Source organism: Verrucosispora sp. NA02020 (genome assembly GCF_013364215.1).
In the GTDB taxonomy this organism is placed as follows: Bacteria; Actinomycetota; Actinomycetes; order Mycobacteriales; family Micromonosporaceae; genus Micromonospora.
On sequence record NZ_CP054923.1, the window covers coordinates 4,280,312 to 4,292,847 of the forward strand.

General features: G+C 73.6%; 11 protein-coding genes. 5 read left to right on the forward strand and 6 right to left on the reverse strand.

From position 1 onward, the window contains the following. Positions 1-27: 27 nt before the first annotated feature. The gene (locus HUT12_RS33225; protein WP_176094193.1) at positions 28-1,683 is read right to left on the reverse strand and encodes a serine/threonine-protein kinase; all 1,656 of its coding nucleotides are present in this window, start codon (positions 1,681-1,683) and stop codon (positions 28-30) included. A 358-nt stretch (positions 1,684-2,041) separates the two neighbouring features. Between HUT12_RS33225 and HUT12_RS18585 the strand changes: the two genes are divergently transcribed. Together HUT12_RS18585 and HUT12_RS18590 are read left to right on the forward strand one after the other, a co-directional pair. After that, positions 2,042-3,169, forward strand: a complete 1,128-nt coding sequence (locus tag HUT12_RS18585) for an N-acetylmuramoyl-L-alanine amidase (protein WP_176094194.1) — start codon at positions 2,042-2,044, stop codon at positions 3,167-3,169. A 51-nt stretch (positions 3,170-3,220) separates the two neighbouring features. Then, on the forward strand, positions 3,221-4,795 hold the full coding sequence (locus tag HUT12_RS18590; protein ID WP_176094195.1) for an FMN-binding glutamate synthase family protein: 1,575 nt from the start codon (positions 3,221-3,223) through the stop codon (positions 4,793-4,795). A 158-nt stretch (positions 4,796-4,953) separates the two neighbouring features. Here the strand turns inward: HUT12_RS18590 and HUT12_RS18595 are convergent, their stop codons facing one another. Continuing rightward, positions 4,954-5,229, reverse strand: coding sequence for a hypothetical protein (locus tag HUT12_RS18595; protein WP_176094196.1), 276 nt, complete (start codon positions 5,227-5,229; stop codon positions 4,954-4,956). A 205-nt stretch (positions 5,230-5,434) separates the two neighbouring features. Here HUT12_RS18595 and HUT12_RS18600 point away from each other — a divergent pair, with 205 nt between their 5' ends. Genes HUT12_RS18600 through HUT12_RS18610 form a run of 3 tightly spaced genes read left to right on the forward strand, consistent with a single transcriptional unit; the run spans position 5,435 to position 7,700 of the window. Then, a complete protein-coding gene (locus tag HUT12_RS18600) occupies positions 5,435-6,151 on the forward strand; it encodes a FadR/GntR family transcriptional regulator (protein WP_176094197.1) in 717 nt (238 codons plus the stop codon). Then, positions 6,148-7,005 (forward strand): sterol desaturase family protein, encoded by an 858-nt coding sequence (locus HUT12_RS18605; RefSeq protein ID WP_176094198.1) that lies wholly within the window; start codon positions 6,148-6,150, stop codon positions 7,003-7,005. The genes HUT12_RS18600 and HUT12_RS18605 overlap by 4 nt, the downstream gene beginning before the upstream one ends. Further along, on the forward strand, positions 7,002-7,700 hold the full coding sequence (locus HUT12_RS18610; RefSeq protein WP_176094199.1) for a lysoplasmalogenase: 699 nt from the start codon (positions 7,002-7,004) through the stop codon (positions 7,698-7,700). The genes HUT12_RS18605 and HUT12_RS18610 overlap by 4 nt, the downstream gene beginning before the upstream one ends. On the opposite strand, the gene HUT12_RS18615 is transcribed toward HUT12_RS18610, so the two are convergent. The 4 genes from HUT12_RS18615 to HUT12_RS18630 all read right to left on the reverse strand — a co-directional run bounded on the left by HUT12_RS18615 (position 7,670) and on the right by HUT12_RS18630 (position 12,340). Further along, entirely contained in the window at positions 7,670-8,323 is a 654-nt protein-coding gene (locus HUT12_RS18615; protein ID WP_131056940.1) for a response regulator transcription factor, read from the reverse strand. The genes HUT12_RS18610 and HUT12_RS18615 overlap by 31 nt on opposite strands. Then, positions 8,320-9,675 carry a sensor histidine kinase gene (locus HUT12_RS18620; protein ID WP_176094200.1) on the reverse strand — a complete coding sequence of 452 codons (1,356 nt, stop codon included), beginning with the start codon at positions 9,673-9,675 and terminating at the stop codon, positions 8,320-8,322. The genes HUT12_RS18615 and HUT12_RS18620 overlap by 4 nt, the downstream gene beginning before the upstream one ends. After that, positions 9,672-10,241: a hypothetical protein gene (locus HUT12_RS18625; protein ID WP_176094201.1), complete on the reverse strand. Its 570-nt coding sequence runs from the start codon at positions 10,239-10,241 to the stop codon at positions 9,672-9,674. The genes HUT12_RS18620 and HUT12_RS18625 overlap by 4 nt, the downstream gene beginning before the upstream one ends. Positions 10,242-10,510: 269 nt before the next feature. Next, positions 10,511-12,340 (reverse strand): long-chain fatty acid--CoA ligase, encoded by a 1,830-nt coding sequence (locus tag HUT12_RS18630; RefSeq protein ID WP_176094202.1) that lies wholly within the window; start codon positions 12,338-12,340, stop codon positions 10,511-10,513. Positions 12,341-12,536 lie beyond the last annotated feature (196 nt).

Below are 12,536 nucleotides of genomic sequence, written 5' to 3' on the forward strand. Positions count from 1 at the left end.
CCCGGAGGTCGTGAGGCGCGCGCCCGGTCAGCCCGGGGTGCAGAAGGAGTAGAGGGTGACGTACGTCGTGTCACCGCTGGTGGTGTTGCCGGCGGCGTCCGTCGCGACCACCGTCACCGGGATCCGGACGGTGGTCGCGGGACGGGGCAGATTCGCGAGGACGCCCTGGAAGCGGTTGCCGCCGGCCGGGTCCATGCGCCGCTCGTACGACTGCTTCTCGATCGTGTAGCGGGCGCGGACCCGCAGGTCCTCGGCGTCCGTGCGGTCGTCCTGCACCAACGCGGTGACGGTGCTGGCGGTGGGCCCGTACGGGCAGCCGGCGGGATCGAGCGCGGTCGGGCTCGCGGCGACCCGACCGACGGTGGGTGCGGTGACGTCCGGCGGCGGGGCGCTGGTGCTCGTCGACGGCGACGGGTCCGCCGTGGACGGTGCGGGATCGGTGGGTGTCGGCGAGCCGGTCGGCGCGGTGGTGGTGGCGGTCGGGGCGGGGGGCGTCACAGACGTCGGGGCGGGGGTGGCGGTGGGGCCGGGCGTGGGGGTGGGGGTGGGGGTCGGCGCGGCTCCGGTCGGCGCGGGTGGCCCGGTCAGGTCCGTGGTCGCCTCGGAGGCCGCGCCGGTCGGCACCGGCGGCTCCTCCATCGTGTAGCCGAGTCCGGCGCCGCCGACCAGCATGGCCGCCACCAGGCCGCCGCCGACCAGCGCGGCCCGGGCCCGGCCGGTCCGCCGCGTCGCCGGGCGGCGACCGGTGCCGTCGTCGGTGGTGGTCGCGCCGAGCGCGGTGGTGGCCACGCTGACGGTGCCGCCGCTGCCGTCCCGGAACGGGAACAGGGCGGCCAGCAGGGCGGCCCGCTGCGCCAGCTCCCGCAGCCCGCGTTCCTCCCAGTCCGCCCCGTACGCGCCGACGGCCGTCTCCTCCAGCTCGGCGAGGAAGACCCGGGCGGGCTGCGGCCGGTCGTCGGGGCGCTTGGCCATGCCGTGCCGCAGCAACCCGTGCACCGGTCGCGGGGCCGGGTCGGTGGGGATCGGCGCACGCGCGTGCTGGCGGCGCAGGGTGGCCAGGTCGCCCCCGTCGTACGGGGGGCGGCCGGTCAGGCACTCGAAGAAGGTGGCGGTGGCCGCGTAGATGTCGCACGCCGGTTCGGCGGGAGCACCGGTCCACTGCTCGGGGGCCATGTAGCGGGGTGTGCCGGTGACGCTGGCACCGGCGTCGGCACCGACCGGCATGGCGATGCCGAAGTCCGCCAATTTGCTGGTGCCCTCGGCGGTGACCAGGACGTTCTCCGGCTTGTAGTCGCGGTGCACCACCCCGTGAGCGTGCGCGGCGGCCAGCCCGGCGAGTGATCCCTTGAGGACACAGAGGGCGGACTCGGGTGTGGTGGGCCCCTGCGCGCGCAGCATCTGGCGCAGCGAGACGCCGTTCACCAGCTCCATCACGATGGCCGCGCCGTCGGGTGCCTCGACGTACTCGTAGAGGCGGCAGACGTACGGGTCGTCGATCTCGGCCAGGAGTCGGGCCTCGTCCCGGAAGGCGTACCGGAACAGCTCGTCGTGGAGCTGACCGGTCAGGTACTTGATCGCGACGGGCGTGCCGGTGGCGTCGTGCACGGCGAGGTCGACGGTGCCGGACGCGCCGGCACCGAGCCGCCGGACCAGGGTGTATCCGGGAACCTGCCATCCGATCATGTCGCCGCTCCCCGCGCTCCGCCCAGCGTGAGGGTGGGCACGCTGCTCATTGTGGCCGCCGACGGCGGCGGGACCATCCGCCCGACAGGTGCCTTCGTCACCCCGGGTGGCCGCCCTGCGGCTCGTCCGATCGACGACGTGGCCGCCGGGGGCTCGGCGGTCGACGCACGATGGTCGGTCTCGGACACGACGTCAGAGATAGCACCTCGGGTCAAGACCTGCGGCGCACCCGGCACGGCGCAGTCGGACGTCGACCTCCGTCGACCTCTGGCGCCGGGAACGGTCCGGCAATATCCTCCACTCTTAGAGTCATCCGTGGAGCTGGTTTTCACGAACGCGCCGTTCCGGAGGAGAGGCCATGCTTGCCGAGCACGCCCAGTGGGACCGCCGGACGATGCTGCGCGCGGGCCTCGGCGCCGCCACCGCCGTCGTCGTCGGGACCGGTCTCGCCCACCCCGCACCGGCCGAAGCCGCCGACGACCTGGACTGGATCATCGACTGCGACGAGTGGGGCGCCCGCCCGCCGACCGGCCCGCTGTCGGCCAGCGGGACAGCCACCAACAAGATCATCGTGCACCACATGGCCTTCCCCAACGTCACCGACCACTCGCGGGAGCGGGCGGTCGCGCTCGCCCGGGAGTGTCAGGACCTGCACGTCGACGGCAACGGCTGGTCGGACACCGGCCAACACTTCACGATCAGCCGGGGCGGTTACGTCCTCGAGGGCCGGCACGGCAGTCTGGACCGGCTACAGGCCGGTGAGCGGCAGATGATCGCCGCGCACTGCCCCGGGGAGAACGGGCGGGCCATCGGCATCGAGAACGAGGGCACGTACGGCGACCAGACCCCGCCGGACGCGCTGCTGGACTCGCTGGTGCGGCTCTGCGTGGCCGTCTGCCGGCGGTACGGCCTGCACGCCTCCGACATCTTCGGGCACTGGGACTTCCGCACCACCCAGTGTCCCGGGGCGGCCTTCTATCGAGAGTTCCCGACGCTGCGGCACCGGGTCTTCCGGGCCCTGGGCACACCGCCCCGCGACGTGCCGGCCCGCCGCTGGCCGGACGTGTGGCGCTTCGTCAACGCCCCCACCGTCCGCGTGGCGCAGTACCTACTCGCCCACCACGGCCACCCCGTCGAGCCGACCGGCACCTTCGACGCGGCCACCGTGGCGGCGGTGCAGGACTGGCAGGCCCGCCAGGGGCTTCCGGTCGACGTCGACGCCACGCTGACGGCCGCCACCTGGGAGACCCTCGCCCCGGACCTGGGCCGGGGCAGCGCCGGCCTGCCGGTCACCGCCGCGCAGGACCTGCTCGCCGGCAAGGGGTACGCCGACGTGGCGCCGACGGGGGTGCTCGACGAGCCGACCCGACGGGCGGTACGCGACCTGCAGGCGCTACACCGGCTGCCCCGCACCGGCACGGTCGACAGCGGCACCTGGTGCACGATCGTCGGCGGGGTGGTGCGGCAGTCGCTGGTCCGGGCCTGAGCCGCGTCGCCGGGACGTTTGACCTGGCCCGGAGTCGGAAAGTGTGGCGGGATGAGATGGGCCCGCCACGCCGTACCCGCCGCCGTCGCCGCACTCGCCGCGCTCGCCGCACGCGACCTGCTTCAACGCGAACACGCGCTGCGCCGCAACTTCCCGGTGCTCGGCCGGGCTCGCTACCTGCTGGAGTCGATCGGGCCGGAGCTGCGGCAGTACATCGTCGCCGGCAACAACGAGGAACGCCCGTTCACCCGCGACCAGCGCCGCTGGGTGTACGCCTCGGCGAAGCAGGAGAACAACTACTTCGGGTTCGGCACCGACAACGACATCGAGTACACGGCCGGTTATCCGATCATCAAGCACCGCACCTTCGGTCGGCCCGTACCGCCGTCGGTCCCGACCATGGGCCACGACGTCCGGCTGCCCGTCGCCAAGGTGCTCGGCGCGGCCCGGGGCCGGGCCCGCGCCTTCCGGCCCGAGTCGGTGGTGAGCATCTCGGGGATGAGCTTCGGTTCGTTGTCCGGGCGGGCGGTCGAGGCGCTGAACCGGGGTGCGGCGCTCTCCGGCTGCCTGCACAACACCGGCGAGGGCGGGGTGTCGCCGTACCACCGCAACGGCGGTGAGCTGATCTTCCAGATCGGCACGGCGTACTTCGGGTGCCGCGACGACCGGGGCCGGTTCGACCTGGCCCGGCTCAAGGACGTGGTGGCCGCCAACCCGGTCCGGGCGTTGGAGATCAAGCTCAGTCAGGGTGCCAAGCCGAGCCTCGGCGGGTTGCTGCCGGCGGCGAAGGTCTCCGCGGAGATCGCCGAGACCCGGGGCATCCAGGTCGGCCGGGACTGCGTGAGCCCGTCCCGACACGCCGAGTTCTCCGACTGCGACAGCCTGCTCGACTGGGTGGAGTTGCTGGCCGCCGAGACCGGCCTGCCGGTCGGCATCAAGTCCGCCGTCGGCGACCTGAGCTTCTGGACCGAGCTGGCCGACCTGATGCGGGACACCGACCGGGGCGTCGACTTCGTCAGCGTCGACGGCGGCGAGGGCGGCACCGGCGCCGCACCGATGATCTTCACCGACTCCGTGTCACTGCCGTTCCAGCAGGGCTTCGCCCGGGTCTATCCGATCTTCGCCGAGCGCGACCTGCACGAGCAGGTGGTCTTCGTCGGTGCCGGCAAGCTCGGCCTGCCGGACAACGCGGTGGTCGCGTTCGCGCTCGGCTGCGACATGCTCGCCGTCGGCCGCGAGGCGATGCTGGCCATCGGCTGCATCCAGGCGCAGAAGTGCCACGACGACAGCTGCCCGACCGGGGTGGCCACCCAGAACGCCTGGCTGGCCCGGGGCCTGGACCCGACGTCGAAGGCCGAGCGTGCCGCGCACTACGTCAAGACCCTGCGACGGGATCTGATGAAGGTGGCCGAGGCCTGCGGGGTGGAACACCCCGGACTCATCGACGCCGACTCCGTCGAGATCCTCGGCGGCCGCACCAGTTCCACCCCGCTACGCGAGGTGTACGGGTACCAGCCGGACTGGGGCCTGCCCTCGGCCGCCGATCAGAAGGCGATCCGGGACCTGATGTCCACCGAGGCTCCGCAGGGCGGCAGCGCTCCCCCGTCCCCGACCGCCCGCAGATGAGTTCCCCGACGATCTGACGTGTCGGGCGACGCGCTCGCGCACCCTGGCGAAGCCGACCGCCGACACGGTCACGGTGCTCGGCACCGCGCGGGCGCTGCTGCGGGTGCTGCCCGACCTGTGGCCTCGGCCGATGCGGGCGCGGTGGGTCCGGGGCCCGGTCACCGGACGAGCGGGGCGTCGGCGGCGGGGAGGGGCATGGCGCGGTGTGCGGCGATGCCCGCGCGGGACCCGACGTCGACGACCCGGTCGAGGCGGGCGGGCGGGGCGTGTTCGACCCGGATCCGGGCCACGGCGGCGAGGACGGCGGGCCGCCGTCGCGGATCGGGTACGAGCCATGCGCCGGTGGCGGTCGGCGCGAGGGTAGCGGTGACGAGGTCGACGATCCAGTCGATGTCGCTCCAGCGGGCGCGGTGGACCAGCGGGGTGACCTGCACGAGAGCTCCTGTGTCGTCGGGCCGGTCGGTGACGCGGACACCGGTGCCGGCCGGTGCCGTCTGGTCACGGTCAGCGAACGCGAACGACCTTAACCCACAGCGATACTCCGATCACAGGTTGCTCCATGTGTCGGGACATGGACAGTTCACGCACACTGGTCCAACCAGTTGACGAGTTGACGTGCGCTGCGCCACACTGCCCGGCATGGCATTCGTCCCCGTCACTCGTGCCTCCGTCTCCGACCTCGTCTTCGGGCAGCTCCGCGACGCCATCGTCAGCGGCACCTACCGGACCGACGACACCCTGCCCGGCGAGCGGGAACTGGCCGCCGCGTTCCAGGTCAACCGGCACGCCGTCCGCGAGGCGCTGCGCCGGTTGCAGCAGCTCGGCCTGGTGCGGGTCAGCCAGGGCGGGGCGACCCGGGTGCTCGACTGGCGGGTGCACGCCGGGCTGGACCTGGCCCTGTCGCTGGTGCAGTCCGGTGACGTACTCCCGGTGACCACGCTGCTGCGCGACATGATGGACATGCGCGCGTGCATCGGCGTCGACGCCGCCCGGCTCTGCGCCCGTCGGGCCGACCCGGCCGCCCGGGACCAGGTCGTCCGCGCGGTCGAGGAGTTCACCGCCCTCGCACCGGACCTGGTGGCGATGGGCGAGGCCAACATCGTGCTCTGGCGGCGGATCCTCTGCGGCAGCGGCAACACCGCGTACCTGCTGGCCTTCAACAGTCTGGTGGCCGGCGCCCTCGCGGTCGGCAAGGTCCCGCCGCAGCGGCGCGCCGCCGAGTTGCTCGACGTCACCGGGCACCGCCGGCTGGCCGGAGCCATCGCCGAGGGCCGGGCCGACGACGCCGCCGACCAGGCGCGGGCCCTGCTGACAGCCCCCCTCACCGATCCCGCCAGGAAGGACAGCCGCGCATGATCCCCGCCGTGCTCTACGCCGTTCCGGCGTTCCTGCTGCTGATTCTCGTCGAGGCGCTGTCGTACCGGTTCGCGCCGGACGACACCGCACGCGGCTACCAGGCACGGGACACCGCCACCAGCCTGACCATGGGTGCCGGCAGCCAACTCGTCGGCGTGCCCTGGAAGCTGCTCACCGTCGGGCTGTACGCGGCGGCGTACACCGTCTCGCCCTTCCAGCTCTCCCCCGGCGACTGGTGGGTGTGGGTGCTGCTGTTCTTCGCCGACGACGTCGCCTACTACTGGTTCCACCGGGCACACCACGAGGTACGGCTCTTCTGGGCCGGGCACGTGGTGCACCACTCCAGCGTCTTCTTCAACTTCTCCACCGCCCTGCGGCAGAGCTGGACGCCGATGACCTCGCTGCCGTTCTGGCTCGTCCTGGCGCTGCTCGGCATCCCGCCGTGGATGATCTTCCTCCAGCAGTCGATCAGCCTGCTGTACCAGTTCTTCCTGCACACCGAACGGATCACCGTGCTCCCCCGGCCGATCGAGTTCCTCTTCAACACCCCGTCGCACCACCGGGTGCACCACGGGTCGAACAACGAGTACCTCGACCGCAACTACGGCGGCATCCTGATCGTCTGGGACCGGCTGTTCGGCACCTTCGCCCCGGAGGGCAACGCCGTGCGGTACGGACTGACCACGAACATCGGCACGTACCACCCACTGCGGGTGGCCACCCACGAGTACGCGGCGATCTGGCGGGACCTGCGCGGCACCACGAGCTGGCGACACCGGCTCGGTTACCTGCTGGGTCGCCCCGGCTGGCAGCCCGCGCGGGCGACCGCCCGACCCGGGGCGCTGGCCGGATGAGCGGGCCGGCCCACACCACCGACCCGACGCGTCGACCGGACCGGTCAGCGCGTACCCGGCGCGACACGCCCTGGCTCGGGGCGTTCCTGGTGGTGGCGGTCGTGGAGCTGATCGCGGTGGCGGTCGACGCGACCCCGCTGCAGTGGCTGGCCAAGCCGCTGCTCGCGCCGCTGCTGCTGGCCTGGCTCTGGCGGGTACGCGGACAGACCGGCCTGGTCGCTGTCGCGCTGGTCTTCGCCACCGCCGGTGACATCGCGCTGCTGGTGCCGGGCGAGGTCGCGTTCCTGGTCGGGATGGGCTGCTTCCTCGGTACGCAACTGGCGCTGATCACCGCGTTCGTCCGCCTGAGGCGGCCGCCGGTGCCGGCGCTGGTCGGCTACCTGCTGCTCTGGGCGGGCGCGATGGCGCTGCTCTGGCCGCGCCTCGGCGACCTGCGCTGGCCAGTGCTCGGGTACGGCCTGGCGCTGACCCTGATGGCCGCCACCGCGACGGCCGTCAACCGTCGGGTCGCGGTCGGCGCCGCGCTGTTCCTCGTGTCGGACCTGCTGATCGGCCTCGGCGCGGCCGGCACCACGCTGCCCGCACACGGGGTGCTGGTGATGACGACCTACAGCGCGGCGCTGCTGCTGATCACCACGGGCTGGGCGGCCCGCGACGAGCCCGGTCAGACCGGCGGCATCAGCCCGCCCCGGTAGGCGGCGGCCACCGCCTGGGCACGGTCACGAAGTCCGAGTTTCATCAGCACCCGGCCGACGTGCGTCTTCACCGTCGCGTCGCCGATGTGCAGCCGCGCGGCGATCTCGGCGTTGGACAGCCCGTGTGCCATCTGCACCAGCACCTGCCGCTCGCGGTCGGTGAGCCGGTCCAGCTCGGCGGTGGTGGGCGCACGGTGCTCGCCGAGCGCCGCGAACTCGGTCAGCAGCGCCCGGGTCACCGCCGGGTCCAGCCACGCCTCGCCGGCCGCGACGGCACGGACCGCCATGGTCAGTTCGTCGGGGACGGCGTCCTTGAGGAGGAACCCCGACGCACCGGCCCGCAGCGCGGCGCGGACCGCGTCGTCGACGTGGTAGGTGGTGAGGACCAGCACCCGCACCTCGGCGTCGTCGGCGGTGATCTGGCGGGTGGCGGTCACCCCGTCGGTGCCCGGCATCCGCACGTCCATCAGCACCACGTCGGGGCGGATCCGGCGGGCCAGCTCGACGGCGGCGGCACCGTCGTCGCACTCGCCGACCACCTCGATGTCCGCCTCGGCGGCGAGCAGCATCGCGATCCCGGACCGCACCAGCGGTTGGTCGTCGGCGAGCAGCACCCGGATCAGGAGGTCACCGCCGCGGTCGACAGGGCGCGCAGCGGCAGGCGCGCGTACACCCGGAAGCCCTCGCCCGGCAGCGGCCCGGCGGCCAGCTCGCCGCCGACCACGGCGACACGCTCACGCAGGCCGAGCAGGCCCCGACCGGTGGACGGCAGCCCGCCCGACGGCGTGCCGCCGGTGTCGCGGACCTCGACCTCCAGGTCGTCGCCCCAGGTGAGCCGCACGGTGGCGGTGGCCTGCGGGCCGGCGTACCGGGCGGCGTTGGTCAGCGCCTCCTGCACCGTGCGGTAGGCGGCCAGGCCCACGCTCGCGTCCACCGGTCGCGGCGGGCCGTCGACGGTCAGGGTCACCGGCAGTCCGGCGTCCCGCATCCGGACGACCAGGTCGTCGAGATCGGCGGGCCCGGGATGCCGGTCCTCGACGGGGGCCGGCGGGTCGCCGGGCGCGATGACGGCGAGCATCCGCCGCAGTTCCTCGACGGCCTGCCGGCCGGCCTGCTCGATGTGGGCCAGCGCCTGACCGGCCCGGTCCGGGTCGGTCGTCACGATCCGGCGGGCGCCACCGGCCTGCAACAGCATCACCGTGACGCTGTGCGCGACGATGTCGTGCAGCTCGCGGGAGATCCGGGCCCGCTCGTCGGTGACCGCCCGCTGCGCCTCGACCACCCGCAGCCGCTCGGCGGCGGCGAGTCGCCGCCGGTTGCTGCCGGCCCACCGGCCCAGCGCCCACGTGCCGGCGACGACCGTGGCATAGACCAGGGCGAGCCCGACGAAGACGGCGGTACGCCGGCCGGCGTCCTCCCGTCCCGCCAGCCACGCCTCGTTGGCGGCGATGACCAGGTACGGCCCCAGTGCCGGGACGGTGGCCCAGGCGCGGTCGGCCGGCGCGTGGGCACCCACCGCGTAGAGGGCCACCAGCACGCCGAGCACCGGCTGGTAGCCGGGAACCAGCGCGGTGCCGACCAGGCCGAGTGCCCAGACCAGCGCGAACACGGTGACCGGCGCCCGGCGACGCCAGAGCAGGGCGACCGGGGCGAGCGCCGCGAAGGCCACCAGCAGCAGCGTCGAACCGTCGGGTCCGGCCCGACCCAGGTCGGAGCCGGCGGTGGAGAAGAGCGCCAGGTCGAGCACCCAGACCACCGCCGCGACCAGGACGTCCCGCCGGGCCGGTCGGCGGGTACGGTCCGACGGGTCCACGCTCCCGACCGCCGCCGACTCGGGCCGGACGGCCGGTGCGGTCGGTGACCCGGCGGCAGCCGGCGGGCCGGGCGGTGCGGTCGGTGACCCGGCGGCGGTCGGCGGGCCGGGCGGTGCGGTCGGTGACCCGGCGGCGGTCGGCGGGCCGGGCGGGGTGGTCATCGGGGGCCGTGCGGCTGGCAGAAGCAGAAGAGGATGCAGAAGCCGCCGGTCAGGTCGCGCATCGAGTCGAACCGGTGCTCGGCCCGGCGCGGCTCGCGTTGGGCCAGCTCCAGTTCACCGGCCCGGCGCAGCAGGTCCTCGTCGATCACGTGGATGTCGCCCCGGACGATCTCCTGCCGACGCAGCGCCTCCCACAGGTCACCACCGGCGGCCTCGATCGCCTCGGCCAGGGCGGCCGGATCGGCGTGCCCGACCTGGGCGCGGTAGCCCGAGGTCCGGCCGAGGGAGGCAACGAGCGCCAGCGGCGCGCGGTCGGTCAGTCCGAAACGCCGCCACTTCCACACCGGCGCCACCTCGATCGGCAGGTGTTCGACAAGCCCGGCGGGGAAGATCACGACCTCGAGGTCGGCGTGCGGGTCGAGCAGCAGCTTCGGCGGGTCGGGTACGAGCACCTGGTCGCCGTCGATCAACACACCGGCGGCGACGTGGCCGGCGGCCCGGTCGGGCGCACGACGGTCCTGGACGGAAACTCTGATCTCGGCGCGAATGGCCGTGTCGACGCACACTCTGGTCCTCCGGGGAGCGGGTGCGTGAACCGTAGGCCGAAAACGATCATCCGGCTGTCAGATACCGACACCGAATCCGTCCGCCCGCCGCTTGACACCTCCCCCCTTCACCCGACCCCCACCCCACCCCCACCCCACCACCCCGCCCCGCCCGGGTTGATCAAGAAGTTTGAGTCCTGCTTCTTCGTGGATCGTGAACCAAACGCCTTGATCAACCCGGGCGGGGGGCAGGGCGGGGCGGGGGCAGGGCGGGGGGAAACGGGGCGGGGTCAGGGTTGGTGGTAGAGGGCGGAGATGTCGTCGGCGAAGTGGGACTCGACGGTGTTTCTCTTGATCTTGAGGGTGGGGGTCAGTTCGCCGTCGTCCTCGGTCAGGTCCCGGGCCAGGATGCGGAAGGTCTTGACCTGTTCGGCGCGGGAGACCGTGCGGTTGGCGTCGTCGATGGCGTGCTGGATCTCGCCGCGCAGACCCGGGTCGTCACGCAGGGACGCCAGCGAGGCTCCGGAGTGCCCGTGACTCTCCCGCCACCGCAGCCACGCCTGCGGATCGACGGTGACCAGCGCGGAGACGTACGGGCGGCCGTCGCCGACCAGCATCGACTGGCTGACCAGGGGATGCGCGCGGATGAGTTCCTCGATCGGGGCGGGCGCGACGTTCTTGCCCGCCGCGGTGACCATGATCTCCTTCGTCCGGCCGGTGATCCGCAGGTAACCGTCGTCGTCGAGTCGACCGAGGTCACCGGTACGCAGCCACCCGTCGTCGGTCATCGCCGCCCGGGTGGCCTCGGGATTGTTCCAGTACCCCGGGAACACCACCTCGCTGCGGACGTGGATCTCCCCGTCGTCGGCGATGCGGACGCGGACCCCGGGCAGCGGCCGACCCACCGTGCCGATACGGATCGCGGTCGGCAGGTTGGCCGCGAGTGCCGGCGAGGTCTCGGTCAGCCCGTACCCCTCCAGCACGGTGAGGCCCGCGCCCCGGAAGAAGTGTCCGAGCCGCTCCCCCAGCGGCGCCCCGCCGACGATCGCCAACCGGCACCGCCCGCCGAGGGTGGCCCGCAGCCGGCGGTACCCGACGAGGTCGAACACCCGGTGGGCCAGGCGCAGCGGCAGTCCGGGCCCGCCCGCGCGGTCCAGGGCCCGGCTGTACCGCACGGCCACCTTCTCGGCGAGCGTGAACACCGCGCCGCGGTGGCCGTCCTGCGCGGTCTGCCGGGCCTGGTCGTACATCTTCTCGAACATCCGGGGCACGGTGAGGATGAACGTGGGCCGGAACCGGCGGAGCTGGTCGAGCACGCCGGACATGTCGGCGCTGTGCACCATGGTGGCCCGGGTGTGCACCATGCCGACCTGGATGAGCCGGGCGAAGGCGTGCGCCAGCGGCAGGAACAGCACCGTCGACGCGCCGGGGTGCAGCACGTCGGGCAGCACGGCGGTGGCGTTGCCGATGTCGGTGGAGATGTTGCGGTGGGTCAGGACGCAGCCCTTCGGCGCGCCGGTGGTGCCGCTGGTGTAGACGATGGTGGCGATGTCACGACCGGTCACGGCCGCACGCCGCCGGTCCACCTCGTCGGCGTCGACGGCCCGCCCCTGGGCCGTCAACGTGATCAGGTCGCCCGCGTCGATGCGCCACGTCTGCCGCAGCTCGGGCAGGTCCGGCCGCAGTCCGGTGACGGTCGCGGCGTGGTCCGCGGTCTCCACCACACAGCCGACCGCGCCCGAGTCGCCGAGGATCCACCGGATCTGGTCGGTGCTGGAGGTGTCGTAGATCGGCACGGTGACCGCACCGACGGACCAGAGCGCGTAGTCGACCACGGTCCACTCGTACCGGGTCCGGCTGAGCAGCCCCACCCGGTCGCCGTGCGCGACGCCGACCGCGAGGAAGCCCCGGGCCAGTGCCAGCACGTCGTCGCGGAACTGCCGGCAGGTCACCGGCAGCGGGCCGCCCCGCCCGGAGCGCCGTACCGGCCAGGAGCGGGGGTCGGGGTCGGGGCGTACGAACTGCACGGCGTCCGGATCCTCCGCCGCGTTGCGCCACACCCGGTCGGCCAGGCTGCCGTCCTCGCCGCCGACGATCGGATCAACCGCTGTCTCCCGCACGCCCGCCCACCTGCCGTCGTGTCGCCGTCGGGCTGATGGTGGCCCGGTGGCGCGAGCCCGGTCCCGGAAACGCGAATACGCGTCCCGCGCCGGTGCGGGCCGTGCTAGAACCGCACGCCGCCGCCCGACCGGCCCCCTGCCGGACCGGCCCGGGAACACGGACGGCGGTGGCCCGACCGGGACAAGCCGGACCACC